The following is a 16,305-nucleotide window of genomic DNA, read 5'->3' as shown; positions in this document are numbered from 1 at the left end:
GAAGTCTCTCCTCGTGACCACGTCCGCACCCGAGCGGCCCGGGTCCGCCGATCACGCCCTGCGCACGGACCTGCGCAACATCGCGATCGTCGCCCACGTCGACCACGGCAAGACCACGCTCGTCGACGCCATGCTCCGCCAGTCGGGCGCCTTCTCCGCGCGGGCCGAGCTCGTCGACCGGGTGATGGACTCCGGCGACCTCGAGCGCGAGAAGGGCATCACGATCCTCGCGAAGAACACGGCCGTGCGCCGCGGGGACGTCACCTTCAACATCATCGACACCCCCGGCCACGCCGACTTCGGCGGCGAGGTCGAGCGCGGGCTGTCGATGGTCGACGGCGTCGTCCTGCTCGTGGACGCCTCCGAGGGCCCGCTCCCGCAGACCCGCTTCGTGCTGCGCAAGGCGCTCGCGGCCCGCCTGCCCGTGATCCTCGCCGTGAACAAGACCGACCGCGCCGACGCCCGGTGCGAGGAGGTCGTCAACGAGTCGCTCGACCTGCTCCTCGAGCTCGCCACGGACCTGGAGATGGACGACGACGTCGTCTCCCAGCTCCTCGAGCTCCCGGTGGTCTACGCCTCGGCGCGCGCCGGCAAGGCCTCGCTCGAGCGCCCGGCCGACGGCACCGTGCCCGAGTCCGAGAACCTCGATCCGCTCTTCGAGCTGCTCCTCTCCGAGGTGCCCGCCCCGGCGGACGACCCGGAGGGCACCCTGCAGGCCCACGTCACCAACCTCGACGCGTCGGCCTACCTCGGCCGCATCGCGCTCTGCCGCGTCCGCTCCGGCCGGATCCGCCGCGGCCAGCAGGTCGGCTGGTGCCGCGAGGACGGCACGGTCACCCGCGTCAAGGTCACCGAGCTGCTGCGCACCGAGGGCCTCGAGCGGGTCTCGGCCGAGGAGGCCGCGGCGGGCGACATCGTCGCCGTCGCCGGCATCGCCGACGTGACCATCGGCGACACCCTCGCCGACCCCGAGGACCCGCACCCGCTGCCGCGCATCACCGTCGACGAGCCGGCGATCGCGATGACGATCGGCATCAACACCTCGCCGCTCGCGGGGCGCGACCCGAAGCCCGGCACCAAGCTCACCGCGCGCCTGCTGAAGAACCGGCTCGACGCCGAGCTCGTCGGCAACGTCTCGATGCGCGTCCTGCCCACCGAGCGGCCCGACGCGTGGGAGGTGCAGGGTCGCGGTGAGCTGGCCCTGGCCATCCTCGTGGAGACGATGCGCCGCGAGGGCTTCGAGCTGACGGTGGGCAAGCCCGAGGTGGTCACGAAGACCGTCGACGGCAAGCTGCACGAGCCGTTCGAGCGGCTCTCGGTCGACGTCCCGGACGAGCACCTCGGGGCCGTGACCCAGCTGCTCGCCGCCCGCAAGGGCGAGATGCTCGAGATGACCCACTCGACGTCGTCGGACCACGTCCGCCTCGAGTACCGGGTCCCCTCGCGCGGGCTCATCGGCTTCCGCACCGAGTTCCTCACCGAGACCCGCGGCACCGGGATCGCGAACCAGCTCTTCGACGGCTACGGGCCGTGGGTGGGGGAGCTGCGGGCGCGACTGTCCGGCTCGCTCATCGCCGACCGCTCGGGCCCGGTCACGGGCTACGCGGTGGGCCTGCTCTCCGAGCGCGGCGAGCTGTTCGTCGGCCCCACCACGCAGGTGTACACCGGCATGATCGTCGGGGAGAACTCCCGCTCCGACGACATGGAGGTCAACATCACCCGCGAGAAGAAGCTGACCAACATGCGGTCCTCCACCGGGGACGAGCTGGTCCGCCTCACCCCGCCGCGGCTGATGTCCCTGGAGCAGTCGCTGGAGTTCTGCGCCGAGGACGAGTGCGTCGAGGTGACGCCGTCGGCGGTGCGGATCCGAAAGGTCGAGCTGGACTCGCACACCCGCAACCGGCAGCGGTCGCGCGCCAAGCAGGGGCTCGCGACGAAGTAGTGGTCGCGTCGGGGTCGCCCGGTCCGTCACGATGCGCGTGACACCGAGGAGGCCCCGATGACCGTGACCTTCGACCTCGGCCTCGACCCCGGCCGCATCACCGCGGTCTGGATGCTCGGGTCGTTCCTGATCGTGTTCCTGGTGACCCGCGTGATCACGCGGCTCATCCGGGCCGGTCGCGGACCGTTCCGCGACACCTCCGTCGGCGGCGTCCACGTCCACCACCTCGTCTACGGCATCGCCCTGATGCTGCTGGCCGGGGCGGGGGAGTTCATCTACCGGCCCGACGGCGTGTGGCGCACGGTGCTCGCCGTGGCCTTCGGCGCCGGGGCCGCCCTCGCGCTCGACGAGTTCGCGCTCTGGCTGCGGCTCGCCGACGTCTACTGGTCCGACGAGGGCCGGCTCTCGGTCGACGCGGTGCTCATGGTCGCCGTGGTGGGCACGCTGCTCGTCCTGGGCGCCAACCCGTTCGGCGCCAGCGGCGACGACGGGGCGCTCGGGGCGGCGCTGTCGGCGATCGTGACGTCGGGTGCGGCGATCACCGCCGCGTTCAAGGGCAAGATCGTCACGGCGATCATCGGGGTCCTGCTGCCGCCCGTGGCGCTGCTGGGCGCACTGCGCCTCGCCCGGCCGGGATCACCGTGGGCGCGCCGCCGCTACACGCCGGGCTCCCGGCGGGACGTCCGCTCGCGGTCCCGGTACCCGGAGGGCGCCCGCAACCCGTGGGACCGCGTGGTCGACCTGGTCGGCGGGATCTCGCGGAAGACGTGAGGACCTGGTCGCGGCCCGGTCGCGCGGTACTCGCTTTGGGGGGCGCCCGGCCCTTGTCGCGGGGAACTGGCCGGGGCGCCCGGCCTTGTCGCGGTGAGTCCCCACGACAAGGTGCCGCGGCCCGGTCGGAAGCCCGCGACAAGGCGGGACGTGGGCGAGCCGCAGAATCTCGTCCACCTCACCGGGCCCTTGTCGCACGGAACCGCCCGGGACGCCAGACCTTGTCGCGGCGACTCCCCACGACAAGGTGCCGCAGCCCGGTCGGGAGCCCGCGACAAGGCGGCGAGTGGGCGAACCGCAAGGTCTCGCCGACCTCGCCGGGCCCTTGTCGCGGGGAACTACCCGGGACGCCCGACCTTGTCGCGGCGACTCCCCACGACAAGGTGCCCCAGCCCGGTCGGGAGCCCGCGACAAGGTCCCCGGCCACGGGCGGGCGGGACCCGCCGTCAGGACCCGTCGTCGGGAACCCGCAGGACCTGGGTGGGGGCCTCCATCTTCTTGACCTCACGGTGCTTGCGGTAGCGCTTGACCAGCATGAACCCGACGAGGCCGACCAGGAGCACCAGCACGATCGTCTGGAAGACCCCGGCGTACTGCTCCACGAGGTGCCACTGCGAGCCCAGCGCGTAGCCGCCGCCGACGAAGACCGAGTTCCAGATCAGGCTGCCGAGCGCCGTGAACATCGTGAACTCCCACCAGGGCATGCGACGCTGGCCGGCGGGGATGGACACGAACGACCGGACGCCGGGGATCATGCGGCCCCAGAAGACCGAGGCCCGGCCGTGCCGGTCGAACCACGACTCGGCCTTGAGCACGTCGTCCTCGGAGACCAGCGGCATCCGCGCGATGGTGCGGCGGACCCACCCGTCGGAGCAGAGCATCCCGACGAGGTAGAGCGCGATCGCACCGACGACCGAGCCCGCCGTCGTCCAGATGATCGCCGCCCAGACCGAGAACTCCCCCCGCCCCGCCGCGAACCCCGCCAGCGGCAGGATGATCTCGGACGGGATCGGGGGGAAGACGTTCTCGATCGCGACGATCAGTCCGGCTCCGGGGGCGCCGAACGTGGCCATCAGGTCGGTCGCCCAGCCGGCGAGACCGCCGTCGGTGGGCGGAGGGGCCTGCAGCGGGAGCATGATCATCCAACGTCCGGCATGTCCGTTTTTCTCCCGGGTGCGCCTGAGATCTCGCTGAGATCTAGGCCTCGGACTCCGCACGGTCGTCGGTGGCCCACGCGGTGTGGAAGGTCCCCTCGCGGTCGACGCGGCGGTAGGTGTGCGCCCCGAAGAAGTCGCGCTGGCCCTGCACGAGGGCGGCCGGGAGCCGGTCGGCCCGGATGCCGTCGTAGTAGGCGAGCGCCGAGGAGAAGCCCGGCGTCGGGATGCCGAGCTGGGCCGCGCTCGCGACCACCCGGCGCCACGAGTCCTGCGCGCCGCCGATCGCGTCGGCGAACGAGGAGTCGGTGAGCAGCGTCGTCAGGTTCGGCTCGCGCGAGTAGGCGGCCGTGATCTCGTTGAGGAACTTCGCGCGGATGATGCAGCCGCCGCGCCAGATGCTGGCGACCTTGCCCAGGTCGATGTCCCAGCCGTACTCCTCGGCGCCGGCCTGGATCTCGTTGAAGCCCTGCGCGTAGGCGACGATCTTGGAGGCGTAGAGCGCCTGCTCGATGTCGTCGGCGAAGCCCTCCGCGGCGGCGCCCTCGAGGCGGGCCCCGGAGACGCCGGGCAGCCCGCGGGCGGCGTCGCGCAGCGTCCGGTTGCCCGAAAGGGAGCGGGCGAAGGTCGCCTCGGCGATCCCGGTGACCGGCACCCCGAGGTCGAGCGCGGCCTGGACCGTCCAGCGGCCCGTGCCCTTCTGCTCGGCCTCGTCGGCAACCACGTCGACGAACGGCTTGCCGGTGGCGGCGTCGGTGTGCGCGAGGACCTGCGAGGTGATCTCGATGAGGTAGGAGTCCAGGCGCCCGGAGTTCCACTGAGTGAAGGTGTCCGCGATCGAGGACGGCTCCATCCCGAGGCCCTGGCGCAGGAGGTCGTAGGCCTCGGCGATGAGCTGCATGTCGGCGTACTCGATGCCGTTGTGCACCATCTTGACGAAGTGGCCCGCGCCGTCGGCCCCGATGTGGGTGCAGCAGGGCTCGCCGTCGACCTTGGCCGAGATGTCCTCGAGCAGCGGCCCGAGGCTGTCGTAGGCCTCGGACGGCCCGCCGGGCATGATGCTCGGCCCGTTGAGCGCGCCCTCCTCGCCGCCGGACACGCCCATCCCGACGAAGTTCAGCCCCTTCTCCGAGAGGGCCTTCTCCCGACGGCGGGTGTCGGCGTAGTGCGCGTTGCCCGCGTCGATGATGACGTCGCCCTGCTCGAGCAGCGGGACGAACTCGTCGATGACCGCGTCGGTGGCCTTCCCCGCCGGCACCATGAGGATGATCCGACGGGGTCGCTCGAGGGACGCCACGAAGTCCTCGGCCGAGTAGGACGGGACGAAGGTCCCCTCGTCGGAGAAGTTCTCGGCGAGGTCCCTGGTGCGCTTGTCGGTCCGGTTGTGCAGCGCCACGGCGTGCCCGTGCCGCGCGAGGTTGCGTGCGAGGTTGCGCCCCATGGTGGCGAGGCCGCTGACGCCGATCTCCGCTGTCTGACTCACACCGAGCAGTGTGCCCGCGAACGGGGTCGCGACACGCTCGACGGGGTGACGTTTCCTGCGCGCCGCTAACGGTTGTGATCCCGGCAGCGAGGTAGGGGTCGTACCGCGACGGCAGCAGACCGTCGCGGACGGTCACGGGGGAGTACGACGAACGATGACGGATCGCACACCTGACACCGGCGGCACGGTCGGCGGCGGTCGCGCAGCGGCACGACGGGCCGCGGCCCGCGCCACCCGACGCACGCGCTTCCTGCTCGCTGCGATGCTCACCCTCGTGGTGGCGGGCGGCTCGCTCTTCGTCGGCAACGCGGTCGGGTCGGCGGCGACCTACCCGCAGGTGTGCGAGAAGTTCGGCTCGAAGCTCGTCGGCGGCAAGTACGTCGCGCAGAACAACAAGTGGGGCACCGACAAGAACCAGTGCATCACGCCGTTCGACACCGGCTTCTCGCTCGACGTCGCGGACGGCACCAACAACACCGGCCCGGCCTCGTACCCGTCGCTCTACCGCGGCTGCGTGTACGGCTACTGCACCCCGGGCTCGACGAACGTCTTCCCGGCCCCCGTCCGCACGCTCGGCACCGTCCGGTCGACCTTCACGACGACGGGTCCGGACAGGACCCAGCCGGTGAACCAGTACAACACCGCCTACGACATCTGGTTCGACCCGACGCCGACCAACACGGGTCGCAACACCGGCGCCGAGATGATGATCTGGCTGAACCGGACCTCGTGGGTGCAGCCGATCGGCAAGCCCTACTACGACGTCAACATCGGCGGCGCGGTCTACACGGTCTGGTACGGCAAGATCGACCTGCCGGTCATCTCGTACGTCCGCAAGACGCCGACCACCGCGGTGTCGAACCTGCCGATCGACGCCTTCGTCCGGGACGCCACGCTGCGCGGGGTCGTCAAGAACACCTGGTACATGACCAGCGTCCAGGCGGGCTTCGAGCCGTGGACCGGCGGCAAGGGCCTCAAGGTCACCAACTTCTCGGTGACGCGCAACGGGCTGTAGCCCCGCCCTCGTGACAGGAGAGCGTCGTCGCCGGCACCCCGTGCCGGCAACGACGCTCTTGTGTCATCCGCGGAGACTCATGCGGGGGTGGTGGTGCCCTGCAGGCCCAGTTTGTCGATCCAGGCGGACAGCCCGTCCAGGGCGGCCTTGGCGCCGGCCTCGGTCTCCGGGGCGGGCGTGAACACGCGCTCCTCGCCCTCGCCCGAGACGTTCTTCATCGCGAACGGGATCGGCACCGCCGCCGCGACCGGGACCATGTTCAGGCCGATCAGCACCGGCCAGAGCGCCTCGGCCGCGCGCGTGCCCGCGGCGACGCCGCCGTAGCTCACGATCGTCGCCGGCTTGCCCGCCCACTCGCGGTTGAGGTGGTCGAGGGCGTTCTTCAGGGCCGCGTTGAAGCTGTGGTTGTACTCCGGGGTGACGAACACGAAGGCGTCGGCGCGCTCGATGATCGCGGAGAACCGCTTCGTCGAGTCGAGCGTGTACCGCCCGAGGCGCGGGTGCTCGGGCTCGGCGAACATCGGCAGGTCGACCTCGGCGAGGTCGACGATCTCCACCTCGAAGCCCTCGTACGCCCGCGCGTAGCCCGCGAACCACTGCGCGACGGGCTCGCCGACGCGGCCGGGCCGGGTGCTCGCGACGATGATCTGCAGCAGCGGACGCCGGGCGTCGTCGCTCATGGATGCTCCTTCGTACGGCTAACAGTTGTCCTCGCAACCATCCTGCACCGGAAGCCGTCGGGGTGCCTCGTTACCCTGGGCACGTGACGACGCTCCTGTCCCGGTCCGACCTCCGCGGTGGCGTCCCGGCCCCCGCGCAGCTGCGCGCGATGCTGCCCCGCGCGGAGGTGAACGTCGACGCGGTCGTCGAGAAGGTGCGTCCCATCATCGACGACGTGCGCGACCGCGGGGTCGAGGCCGTCCTCGAGTACGGGGAGCGCTTCGACCACGTGCGCTCGGAGTCGGTCCGCGTGCCGCACGCCGCGCTGCGCGAGGCCCTCGAGGCCACCGACCCGCAGGTGCGCGCCGCCCTGGAGACCAGTATCGAGCGCGCCCGGGCCGTCCACGCCGACCAGCGCCGCACCGACACCACCACGCAGGTCGTGCCCGGCGGCACGGTCACCGAGCGGTGGGTGCCGGTCGCCCGGGTCGGCCTCTACGCGCCGGGCGGCCTCGCGGTCTACCCCTCCAGCGTCGTGATGAACGTGGTCCCGGCGCAGGCCGCGGGCGTCGAGGGGCTCGTCGTCTGCTCGCCGCCCCAGCAGGAGTTCGGCGGCCGGCCGCACCCGCTGATCCTCGCCGCGGCGGCCCTGCTCGGGGTCGACGAGGTGTGGGCGGTCGGCGGCGCCCAGGCCGTCGCCCTCCTCGCCTACGGCGGCACCGACACCGACGGTGCCCCGCTCGAGCCGGTCGACACCGTCACCGGCCCCGGCAACGTGTTCGTCACCGCCGCCAAGCGCACCCTGCGCGGACGCATCGCGATCGACTCCGAGGCGGGCACCACGGAGATCGCGATCCTCGCCGACCACACGGCCGACCCGGTGCACGTCGCCGCCGACCTGATCAGCCAGGCCGAGCACGACCCGTCGGCCGCCTCGGTCCTCGTCACGACGAGCCCGGAGCTCGCCGACGCGGTGGACGCGGAGCTCGTCACGCAGGTCGGCACCACCAAGCACGACGAGCGCATCCGCACCGCCCTGTCCGGGCCGCAGTCCGGGACGATCCTGGTCGCGGACCTCGACGACGGGGTGCGCGTGGTGGACGCCTACGCCGCCGAGCACCTGGAGATCCAGACGGCGGACGCCCCCGGCGTGGCCGCGCGGGTGCGCAACGCCGGTGCGATCTTCGTCGGTCCGCACAGCCCGGTGTCGCTGGGCGACTACTGCGCCGGGTCGAACCACGTGCTGCCGACCGGCGGGTGCGCCCGGCACTCCAGCGGGCTGTCGGTGCAGACGTTCCTGCGCGGCATCCACGTCGTCGACTACTCCGAGGCCGCGCTGCGCGACGTGGCCGACCAGGTGGTCGCGCTCGCCGAGGCCGAGGACCTGCCCGCCCACGGGCAGGCCGTCGCCGCCCGCTTCGGGAGCCGGCGGGAGTGGAACCGGTGAGCGACGTGATCGGCGCGGGCGTGGAGCTCGCCGACCTGCCGCTGCGCGACGACCTGCGCGGCCGCTCGCCGTACGGCGCCCCGCAGCTGCAGGTCCCGGTCGCGCTCAACACCAACGAGAACCCGTTCCCGCCGCCGCCCGCGCTGGTCGAGGACGTCGCCGCCGCCACGCGGGAGGCGGCCGCGGCGCTGCACCGCTACCCCGACCGGGACCACGTGGCCCTGCGCACCGCGCTCGCCGAGTATCTGACCGCCGCGACCGGCGTCCCGCTCGCCACCGAGAACCTGTGGGCGGCCAACGGGTCGAACGAGGTGCTCCAGCAGCTCCTGCAGGCGTTCGGCGGGCCGGGCCGGCTCGCGCTCGGGTTCGAGCCGAGCTACTCCATGCACCCGATCCTCGCCGCGGGCACGCGCACCGACTGGGTGCCCGCGCCTCGTCGGGACGACTTCTCGCTCGACGCGGCGGCCGCCGTCGACGTGGTCCGCGAGGCGCGTCCCGACGTGCTGTTCGTGACGACGCCGAACAACCCGACCGGCCAGTCGATCGAGCTGGACGAGCTGGCCGCGATCGCCGACGCCGCACCGGGCGTCGTCGTGGTCGACGAGGCCTACGTCGAGTTCTCGTCCGGGCCGAGCGCGGTCGAGCTGCTCGCCACCCACGGGCACAAGCTCGTCGTGAGCCGCACGATGTCGAAGGCCTTCGCCTTCGCGGGCGGGCGCCTCGGCTACCTCGCGGCCGCGCCGGCCGTCGTCGACGCGCTGATGCTCGTCCGCCTGCCCTACCACCTCTCGGCCCTCACACAGGCCGCGGCGCTCGCGGCGCTGCGCCACGCCGACGAGACGCTGGCGCTGGTCGGCACGCTGTCGCGGGAGCGAGACCGCATCGCGACGGCGCTGACGGAGCTGGGCTACGCGGTGGTCCCGTCGACCGCCAACTTCCTGCTCTACGGCGGGCTGCCGCTCGGCGACGCGCACGCGACGTGGCAGGCCTACCTCGACGCCGGGGTGCTGGTCCGCGACGTCGGGATCCCGGGGCACCTGCGGGTCACGGTCGGCACCCCGGCCGAGAACGACCGCTTCCTGGAGGTCAGCGCCGCGCTGCGTCAGCGCTGACGCGTGCGGATGTGCGCTCGCTCGCCCTGCGGGCCGAACAGGGCGAGGATCTCGGCGGGCTCGGTCCCGGCGTTGCCCATGGCGTGCGGGACGTGCGTGTCGAACTCGACGACCTCGCCGGGGCGCAGCACGACGTCGTCGTCGCCCAGCCACAGCCGCACCTGCCCCGACAGCACGTACGCCCACTCGTAGCCCTCGTGCGACTGCTGCTCGAGGTCCCGCCCCGGGTAGCCGACCGGCATGATCAGCTTGTAGGCCTGCAGCCCGCCGGGGCGACGGGTCAGCGGCAGCATGGTCAGCCCGTTGCGCCGGACCGGCCGCAGCCGCACGCGCGGATCGCCCGTCGGGGGCGCGTCGACCAGCTCGTCGAGCGCCACCTGGAACGCGCGGGCGAGCGGGAGGAGCAGCTCCAGGGTCGGGCGGCGGCCCCCGGACTCCAGGCGCGACAACGTCGAGAGCGAGATGCCGGTCGACGCGGCGACGTCGGTCAGCGTCAGGCCGCGGGCCGTCCGCAGCGCCCGCAGGCGCGGCCCGACGTTGTCCAGGATCTCGCCGTCGTCCATGTTGCTGTTATAGCAAGAAGGTTTGCCGGTTCGCTGCCCTCGGGCGCAGAGTCGTCGGCATGAGCGAGAACTGGGACGTGATCGTGGTCGGCGGCGGGGCCGCCGGCCTGGCGGCCGGGCTGACCTTGGCCCGGTCCCGACGGCGGGTGCTGGTCGCGGACGCGGGCGAGCCCCGCAACGCGCCGGCCGGGCACATGCACAACTACCTCGGCCGCGAGGGCACCTCGCCGGCCGACCTGCTCGCCGACGGGCGGGCCGAGGTCGAGTCCTACGGCGGCGTGGTCCGGCGGGGCGCCGTCACGTCCGCCGCCGCGTCGGAGGCCGGCGGCTTCGACGTGACGCTGGACGACGCGGGTCGCCACCACGCGCGGCGCCTGGTGCTCGCGACCGGGGTGGTCGACGAGCTGCCCGAGGTCGAGGGGCTGGCCGCGCGGTGGGGCCGCGACGTCCTGCACTGCCCGTACTGCCACGGCTGGGAGGTCCGCGACCGGCGGATCGGGGTGCTCGCGACGAGCCCGCTGGCCCTGCACCAGGTGCAGCTGTTCCGGCAGTGGAGCGAGGACGTGGTGCTGTTCGCGAACGACGCGCTCGACCTGACCGGTCACGGCCGCGACGAGCTGGCCGCCCGCGGGGTCGAGGTGGTCGGGGGCAAGGCGACCCGGCTCGTCGTCGGGACCGGCTCGGACGCCCTGGAGGCGGTGGAGCTGGCGGACAAGTCGACGGTCCCCGTCGACGCGCTCGCGGTCGCGACCCGGGTGCACGCCCGCGGCGAGGTCGCGGCCATGCTCGGGCTGCCGACGGTCGAGATGCGGATGGGGGACGTCGTCGTCGGCGAGCACGTCGAGAGCGACGCGCAGGGCCTGACCGCCGTCCCCGGCGTGTGGGCGGCCGGCAACGTCACCGACCTGCGGGCGACGGTGATCGTGGCGTCCGCCCAGGGGGTCTCGGTCGCCGCGGCGGTGAACGCCGACCTGGTCGCCGAGGACGTGCGGCTGGCGCTCATGGCGAGCCGCGACGGCAGCCCCGCGTTCTGGGAACGCTTCTACGCCGAGCGCGACCAGGTGTGGAGCGGGCGGGTGAACCCCTCGGTGGAGGCCACCGCGGCCGCGCTGACACCGGGGACCGCGCTCGACCTCGGCGCGGGGGAGGGCGGCGACGCGTTGTGGCTCGCCGCGCGGGGCTGGCGGGTCACCGCCACCGACGTCGCGCGGAGCGCGTGTGACCGGATCGCCGCGCGGGCGGGGGAGCTGCCGATCACCGCGGAGCGGCACGACCTGTCCGAGACCTTCCCCGACGGCGAGTTCGACCTCGTCGCGGCCTCCTACCTGCACTCGCCGAACGTCGACTTCCCGCGCACCGCGATCCTGCGGCGGGCGGCGGCGGCCGTGGCCCCGGGCGGGACGTTGCTGGTGACGGGGCACGGCCGGCTCGCGCCGTGGTCCTGGGACCCGTCGCTGCGGCTGCCGACGGCCCCCGAGGTGCTCGCGTCGCTGGCGCTGGGACCGGAGTGGGAGGTCGTCCGGGCCGACTCGCCGGAGCGGGTCGCCACCGGCCCCGACGGGCAGGAGGCGGCCGTCACCGACGAGATCGTGGAGGTCCGTCGGCGGTCGTGAGCCGGTGCGTCACACTGGAGGCATGAGCCGCACCGGGCGCGTGGAGCGCGTGACCAAGGAGTCGAGCGTCCTCGTCGAGATCGACCTCGACGGGACGGGGCGCACCGAGGTCGCCACCGGGGTGCCGTTCTTCGACCACATGCTCGACGCGCTCGGCAAGCACTCCAGCTTCGACCTCGTGGTGCGCGCGACCGGCGACGTCGAGATCGACGCCCACCACACCGTGGAGGACGTCGCCATCGTCCTCGGGCAGGCGCTGCGGCAGGCCCTCGGCGACAAGTCCGGCATCCGCCGCTTCGGCGACGCCTGGATCCCGATGGACGAGGCGCTCGCCCAGGCCGTCGTCGACGTCTCCGGCCGCCCGTACTGCGTGCACACGGGCGAGCCGGAGATGATGACCGGCTTCGTCGTGGGCACCAACTACCCGACGGTGCTCAACCGGCACGTCTTCGAGTCGATCGCCTTCCACGCCGGCATCGCCCTGCACGTGCGGGTCACCGGCGGGCGGGACCCGCACCACATCACCGAGGCCGAGTACAAGGCGATCGCGCGGGCGCTGCGGGCGGCCACCGAGCCCGACGCCCGCCTCGGCGGGGGCACCGCCTCGACGAAGGGCGTGCTCGAGACGTGAGCGGGGCCCAGCTCCTCGCCCTCGGGCTGCTCCTGCTCGCCGGGTTCCTGATCGGCGGCGTGATCAGCTTCGGCCGCGAGCGCCGGTGGCTCCCGGCCGGGGTCCTCGCGGTGCTCGCCGTCGTCGCCGCGGTCGCGGCCGTCCTGCGGCTGGTGTGACCCGACTTCCCGGGTGACGCCCGACCGCGCGCGGTTGAACTCCCGCCCCCGGGGAACCAGGACCGGGATGCGAGGCGGGGTGGTGACGATGGAGACGCAGCACGGCGGCGGGAAGGCCGACGAGTTCGAGGCCCGGGTGCACGCGGCCACGGACCCGTCCGAGGTGCGCGACGTCTACGACGAGTGGGCGCCGACCTACGACGAGGACCTGGCGGGCGCGCACGGCGACGACTACCCGCTGCCCGGCATCGTCGCCGACGTCGTGGCGCGGCTCGACGAGCCGGAGAGCGACGTCCTCGACGCGGCCTGCGGCACCGGGCTCGTCGGGGGGGCGCTCGCGCGCCACGGCTTCACCTCGGTCGACGGGCTCGACATCTCGCCGCGCATGATCGCCCACGCCCGGCACCGGCGGGTCTACCACGACCTCGGGCCCGCCGACCTCACCCAGCGCCTGCCCGGGGCCCCCGACAAGTTCGGCGTCGTGACGTGCGTGAACGCCCTGGGGCCCGGCCACCTGCCGCCCTCGGCCCTCGTGGAGTTCGCCCGGGTGGTCCATCGCGGCGGGCACATCGTGCTGACCGTCGGCACCGACGGCTGGGCCGAGGTCGAGCACCATGTCCGCCGGCTCACCACCCGCCGGATCGCGCGCGTGCTGGAGACCGACGAGCACCCGCTGCACCCGTCCACGGGCGCCCGCCACGTCGTGGCGGTCCTCGAGGTGATGGCGGCCTCGGCCCCCACGACCGGACCGGGCTGGTGACCCGGCCCCGATAGTCTGGGGACATGTCGACTCCACCCCACGTCGTCGTCCTGGACTACGGGTCGGGCAACCTGCGCTCCGCCGAGCGGGCCCTCGAACGGGCCGGCGCGAAGGTGGAGGTCACGGCGGACTCCCGGGCGGCGATCGACAGCGACGGCCTCGTCGTCCCCGGGGTCGGCGCCTTCGCCGCCTGCGCGGCGGGCCTCCGCGCGGTCGGGGGCGAGCGGATCCTCGAGCAGCGCCTCGCCGGGGGCCGCCCCGTGCTCGGGATCTGCGTGGGGATGCAGGTGCTCTTCGAGCGCGGCGTGGAGTTCGGCGAGGAGGCCGCAGGCGCCGGTCAGTGGCCCGGCACGATCGAGAAGCTGCACGCCGACGTCCTCCCGCACATGGGGTGGAACACCGTCACCGCGCCCGCCGACTCGCAGCTCTTCGCCGGCATGCCCGCCGACGAGCGCTTCTACTTCGTGCACTCGTTCGCCGCGCGGCGCTGGGAGATGGAGCCGGTCGAGCCGTTCACGCCGCCGAAGGTCACGTGGGCCCACCACGGCGAGGACTTCGTCGCGGCCGTGGAGAACGGGCCGCTGTGGGCGACGCAGTTCCACCCCGAGAAGTCCGGCGACGCGGGCCGCCGGCTGCTGGAGAACTGGCTCGCGGTGCTCTAGGGATTGTCCCGACGGCGGGTGTCGAAGGTCGGTCCGCCCGTTCGACGTGGGGGTGCGGGCCGGGACGGACCCGGCCGCCGAGCACCGAGGAGCACCCGATGCGCTACATGCTGATCATGTCCGCCCCCGAGTCGATGGCGATCGGGGAGCCGGACGCACCGCTCGACGCGACCGAGGCCTTCGAGCTGATGGGCCGCTACAACACCGACCTCGTCGAGGCCGGGGTGCTGCTCGCGGCCGAGGGCCTCGCGCCGAGCGCCGAGGGCTTCGTCGTCACCAAGGACGACCCGGCCTCCGAGGCGGCCACCGTCACCGACGGCCCGTTCACCGAGGCCAAGGAGCTGATCGCGGGCTTCTGGATCCTCGACGTCGCGACCCGGGCGGAGGCCGAGCAGTGGGCGCGGCGGTGCCCGATCGGCCCCGGCGTGCGCCTGGAGGTCCGGCGCGTGCCCGACTTCCGCGAGTTCGAGGGCATCGCGCCCGCCGAGGTGATCGACGCCGAGGCCGCGCTGCGGTCGCGGATCGCCGAGCGCAACGCCCGTTGACGGACCGGGGAGGATGCCGCCATGCGTTTCATGCTGGTCCTGACCTACGACGAGGCCGCAGCGGCCGGACGCCCGCCCGAGCCGGAGATCTTCGAGGAGATGGGGCGGTTCAACCAGGCGATGGTCGACGCGGGCGTCCTGCTCGCGGGTGAGGGGCTCGCGCCCAGCTCCCAGGGTGCGATCGTCGCCTTCGGCGAGGGCGACGGCGAGGAACCCACCGTCACCGACGGGCCGTTCACCGAGATCAAGGAGCTGATCGGCGGGTTCTGGATCCTGCGGGTCGACTCCCTCGACGAGGCCGTCGGCTGGGCGCGCCGCGCCCCGTTCCGCCACGGCGAGCGCGTCCAGATCCGCCGCGTGTTCGACCCCGAGGACTTCGCCGGGGTCGCGCCCGACGAGGTGATGGAGGCCGAGGAGCGGATGCGTACCCAGGTGGCCGACCAGCACGGGTCATGACGACCCCGACCCCCGCCCGGCCCCGCCCGCGCGACCCGTTCGCCGTCCTCGACGCCGTGTGGCGGGCGGAGTCGGCCCGGATCGTGGCGGGGGTCGCGCGGGTGGTGCGCGACGTCGGCCTCGCCGAGGAACTGGCGCACGACGCCCTGGTGGCGGCGCTCGAGCAGTGGCCCGCCGAGGGCGTGCCGGACAACCCGGGTGCCTGGCTGGCGGCCACGGCCCGGCGGCGGGCGATCGACACGATCCGTCGGGAGCAGACCTTCGCGCGCAAGGCCGAGGAGGTGGGCCGCGCCGAGTCCGGCCGGGTCGCACCCGACGCGGCCGACGTCGTCGCCGACCCCACCCGCACGGTCGGCGACGACGTCCTCGCCCTCCTGTTCGCCACGTGCCACCCCGTCCTCGCGCGCGAGTCCCGGGTGGCGCTCACGCTGCGGCTGTTCGGCGGCCTGACCACCGACGAGATCGCCCGGGGCCTGCTGGTCGCGTCGACGACGGTCGGCCAGCGCATCTCGCGGGCCAAGAAGCGGCTCTCGGCCCGGGGCGTGGAGCTGGAGATCCCGTCGGCCGAGGAGCTCCCCGGCCGGCTCGGGGCCGTGCTCGAGGTGGTCTACCTCGTGTTCAACGAGGGGTACACCGCCACGGCGGGCGCCGACTGGATGCGCCACGACCTGTGCGACGAGGCGATGCGCCTCGGTCGCCGGCTCGCGGCGCTGCTGCCCGACCGCGCGGAGGTGCACGGGCTGCTCGCGCTGATGGAGCTGCAGGCCTCCCGGCTACGGGCCCGGACCGGCCCGGACGGACGGCCGGTGCTGCTCGCCGACCAGGACCGGGGCCGCTGGGACCGGCTGCTCGTCCGCCGCGGGCTCGCCGGCCTCGACCGTGCCCGTGGCCTCGGCGGTGCCGACCCCTACACGCTCCAGGCGGCGATCGCGGCCGAGCACGCCCGTGCGGGCAGCGTCGAGACCACCGACTGGGCCCGGCTCGCCGAGCTCTACGGGCAGCTCGCGGCGGTGGCGCCGTCGCCGGTCGTGGAGCTCAACCGCGCCGTCGTCGTGGGTCGGGCCTCCGGTCCGGCCGCGGCCCTCGCGATCGTCGACGGCCTGCGCGACGAACCGGCCCTCGCCCGCTACCACCTCCTGCCGGCCGTGCGCGCGGAGCTGCTCACGCAGCTCGACCGGCCCGCCGAGGCGGCCGCCGACCTCGAGCGGGCCGCCACGCTCGCGTCGAACGAGGCCGAGCGGGCGCTGCTGCGGCGGCGGCTGGAGGACCTGCGGGAGTCGTCCGCGCAGGTGGTCGCGGAGCGGGCCGACCCCGGCTCCTAGGATCACGCACC

Annotated in this window: 17 protein-coding genes; 13 read left to right on the top strand and 4 right to left on the bottom strand. The window is 73.7% G+C overall.

What is annotated here, in order from left to right; translation table 11 throughout:
* The first annotated feature begins 13 nt into the window (after window positions 1-13).
* Window positions 14-1,942: a translational GTPase TypA gene (typA, locus tag LN037_RS27765; RefSeq protein WP_230759582.1), complete on the top strand. Its 1,929-nt coding sequence runs from the start codon at window positions 14-16 to the stop codon at window positions 1,940-1,942.
* Between the two features lie 57 nt (window positions 1,943-1,999).
* Complete coding sequence (locus LN037_RS27760) at window positions 2,000-2,713, top strand: hypothetical protein (RefSeq protein WP_230759580.1); 714 nt, start codon at window positions 2,000-2,002, stop codon at window positions 2,711-2,713.
* 446 nt (window positions 2,714-3,159) lie between these two features.
* Here the strand turns inward: LN037_RS27760 and LN037_RS27755 are convergent, their stop codons facing one another.
* On the bottom strand, window positions 3,160-3,855 hold the full coding sequence (locus tag LN037_RS27755) for a DedA family protein (RefSeq protein ID WP_230759578.1): 696 nt from the start codon (window positions 3,853-3,855) through the stop codon (window positions 3,160-3,162).
* Between the two features lie 55 nt (window positions 3,856-3,910).
* Complete coding sequence (gene gnd / locus LN037_RS27750) at window positions 3,911-5,350, bottom strand: NADP-dependent phosphogluconate dehydrogenase (RefSeq protein ID WP_230759576.1); 1,440 nt, start codon at window positions 5,348-5,350, stop codon at window positions 3,911-3,913.
* A 154-nt stretch (window positions 5,351-5,504) separates the two neighbouring features.
* Between gnd and LN037_RS27745 the strand changes: the two genes are divergently transcribed.
* On the top strand, window positions 5,505-6,365 hold the full coding sequence (locus tag LN037_RS27745) for a GH12 family glycosyl hydrolase domain-containing protein (protein ID WP_230759575.1): 861 nt from the start codon (window positions 5,505-5,507) through the stop codon (window positions 6,363-6,365).
* A 77-nt stretch (window positions 6,366-6,442) separates the two neighbouring features.
* Here the strand turns inward: LN037_RS27745 and LN037_RS27740 are convergent, their stop codons facing one another.
* A complete protein-coding gene (locus LN037_RS27740) occupies window positions 6,443-7,045 on the bottom strand; it encodes an NADPH-dependent FMN reductase (protein ID WP_230759573.1) in 603 nt (200 codons plus the stop codon).
* A 149-nt stretch (window positions 7,046-7,194) separates the two neighbouring features.
* Here LN037_RS27740 and hisD point away from each other — a divergent pair, with 149 nt between their 5' ends.
* Complete coding sequence (hisD, locus tag LN037_RS27735) at window positions 7,195-8,472, top strand: histidinol dehydrogenase (protein WP_230759608.1); 1,278 nt, start codon at window positions 7,195-7,197, stop codon at window positions 8,470-8,472.
* Complete coding sequence (locus LN037_RS27730) at window positions 8,469-9,584, top strand: histidinol-phosphate transaminase (protein ID WP_230759571.1); 1,116 nt, start codon at window positions 8,469-8,471, stop codon at window positions 9,582-9,584. Before hisD ends, LN037_RS27730 begins: the two co-directional genes overlap by 4 nt.
* On the opposite strand, the gene LN037_RS27725 is transcribed toward LN037_RS27730, so the two are convergent.
* The gene (locus tag LN037_RS27725) at window positions 9,575-10,147 is read right to left on the bottom strand and encodes a helix-turn-helix domain-containing protein (protein ID WP_230759569.1); all 573 of its coding nucleotides are present in this window, start codon (window positions 10,145-10,147) and stop codon (window positions 9,575-9,577) included. The genes LN037_RS27730 and LN037_RS27725 overlap by 10 nt on opposite strands.
* 59 nt (window positions 10,148-10,206) lie before the next feature.
* Here LN037_RS27725 and LN037_RS27720 point away from each other — a divergent pair, with 59 nt between their 5' ends.
* From LN037_RS27720 to LN037_RS27685, 8 genes are all read left to right on the top strand, one after another.
* Window positions 10,207-11,760, top strand: coding sequence for a bifunctional NAD(P)/FAD-dependent oxidoreductase/class I SAM-dependent methyltransferase (locus LN037_RS27720; protein WP_230759567.1), 1,554 nt, complete (start codon window positions 10,207-10,209; stop codon window positions 11,758-11,760).
* 22 nt (window positions 11,761-11,782) lie between these two features.
* Window positions 11,783-12,391 (top strand): imidazoleglycerol-phosphate dehydratase HisB, encoded by a 609-nt coding sequence (gene hisB, locus LN037_RS27715; protein ID WP_230759565.1) that lies wholly within the window; start codon window positions 11,783-11,785, stop codon window positions 12,389-12,391.
* On the top strand, window positions 12,388-12,549 hold the full coding sequence (locus LN037_RS27710) for a CG2302 family histidine operon protein (RefSeq protein WP_230759563.1): 162 nt from the start codon (window positions 12,388-12,390) through the stop codon (window positions 12,547-12,549). Before hisB ends, LN037_RS27710 begins: the two co-directional genes overlap by 4 nt.
* Window positions 12,550-12,637: 88 nt before the next feature.
* The gene (locus tag LN037_RS27705) at window positions 12,638-13,309 is read left to right on the top strand and encodes a class I SAM-dependent DNA methyltransferase (protein ID WP_230759562.1); all 672 of its coding nucleotides are present in this window, start codon (window positions 12,638-12,640) and stop codon (window positions 13,307-13,309) included.
* A gap of 23 nt (window positions 13,310-13,332) precedes the next feature.
* Window positions 13,333-13,971, top strand: a complete 639-nt coding sequence (hisH, locus tag LN037_RS27700) for an imidazole glycerol phosphate synthase subunit HisH (protein ID WP_230759560.1) — start codon at window positions 13,333-13,335, stop codon at window positions 13,969-13,971.
* A 98-nt stretch (window positions 13,972-14,069) separates the two neighbouring features.
* On the top strand, window positions 14,070-14,516 hold the full coding sequence (locus LN037_RS27695) for a YciI family protein (RefSeq protein WP_230759558.1): 447 nt from the start codon (window positions 14,070-14,072) through the stop codon (window positions 14,514-14,516).
* A gap of 21 nt (window positions 14,517-14,537) precedes the next feature.
* Window positions 14,538-14,972: a YciI family protein gene (locus LN037_RS27690; RefSeq protein WP_230759556.1), complete on the top strand. Its 435-nt coding sequence runs from the start codon at window positions 14,538-14,540 to the stop codon at window positions 14,970-14,972.
* Window positions 14,969-16,294: an RNA polymerase sigma factor gene (locus tag LN037_RS27685; protein ID WP_230759554.1), complete on the top strand. Its 1,326-nt coding sequence runs from the start codon at window positions 14,969-14,971 to the stop codon at window positions 16,292-16,294. The genes LN037_RS27690 and LN037_RS27685 overlap by 4 nt, the downstream gene beginning before the upstream one ends.
* Window positions 16,295-16,305: the final 11 nt, after the last annotated feature.

The organism is Actinomycetospora soli, from assembly GCF_021026295.1.
Classification (GTDB): domain Bacteria; phylum Actinomycetota; class Actinomycetes; order Mycobacteriales; family Pseudonocardiaceae; genus Actinomycetospora; species Actinomycetospora soli.
This window is presented reverse-complemented; position numbering and strand designations above follow the sequence as displayed.

Excerpts from the sequence above, each read along its gene's own strand:
- hisH (WP_230759560.1), top strand. The coding sequence starts at position 13,333 with ATGTCGACTCCACCCCACGTCGTCGTCCTGGACTACGGGTCGGGCAAC.
- LN037_RS27720 (WP_230759567.1), top strand. The coding sequence starts at position 10,207 with ATGAGCGAGAACTGGGACGTGATCGTGGTCGGCGGCGGGGCCGCCGGC.
- LN037_RS27745 (WP_230759575.1), top strand. The coding sequence starts at position 5,505 with ATGACGGATCGCACACCTGACACCGGCGGCACGGTCGGCGGCGGTCGC.
- LN037_RS27690 (WP_230759556.1), top strand. The coding sequence starts at position 14,538 with ATGCGTTTCATGCTGGTCCTGACCTACGACGAGGCCGCAGCGGCCGGA.
- LN037_RS27695 (WP_230759558.1), top strand. The coding sequence starts at position 14,070 with ATGCGCTACATGCTGATCATGTCCGCCCCCGAGTCGATGGCGATCGGG.
- LN037_RS27740 (WP_230759573.1), bottom strand. The coding sequence starts at position 7,045 with ATGAGCGACGACGCCCGGCGTCCGCTGCTGCAGATCATCGTCGCGAGC.
- hisB (WP_230759565.1), top strand. The coding sequence starts at position 11,783 with ATGAGCCGCACCGGGCGCGTGGAGCGCGTGACCAAGGAGTCGAGCGTC.
- LN037_RS27705 (WP_230759562.1), top strand. The coding sequence starts at position 12,638 with ATGGAGACGCAGCACGGCGGCGGGAAGGCCGACGAGTTCGAGGCCCGG.
- LN037_RS27760 (WP_230759580.1), top strand. The coding sequence starts at position 2,000 with ATGACCGTGACCTTCGACCTCGGCCTCGACCCCGGCCGCATCACCGCG.
- LN037_RS27725 (WP_230759569.1), bottom strand. The coding sequence starts at position 10,147 with ATGGACGACGGCGAGATCCTGGACAACGTCGGGCCGCGCCTGCGGGCG.
- LN037_RS27685 (WP_230759554.1), top strand. The coding sequence starts at position 14,969 with ATGACGACCCCGACCCCCGCCCGGCCCCGCCCGCGCGACCCGTTCGCC.
- hisD (WP_230759608.1), top strand. The coding sequence starts at position 7,195 with ATGCTGCCCCGCGCGGAGGTGAACGTCGACGCGGTCGTCGAGAAGGTG.
- LN037_RS27755 (WP_230759578.1), bottom strand. The coding sequence starts at position 3,855 with ATGATCATGCTCCCGCTGCAGGCCCCTCCGCCCACCGACGGCGGTCTC.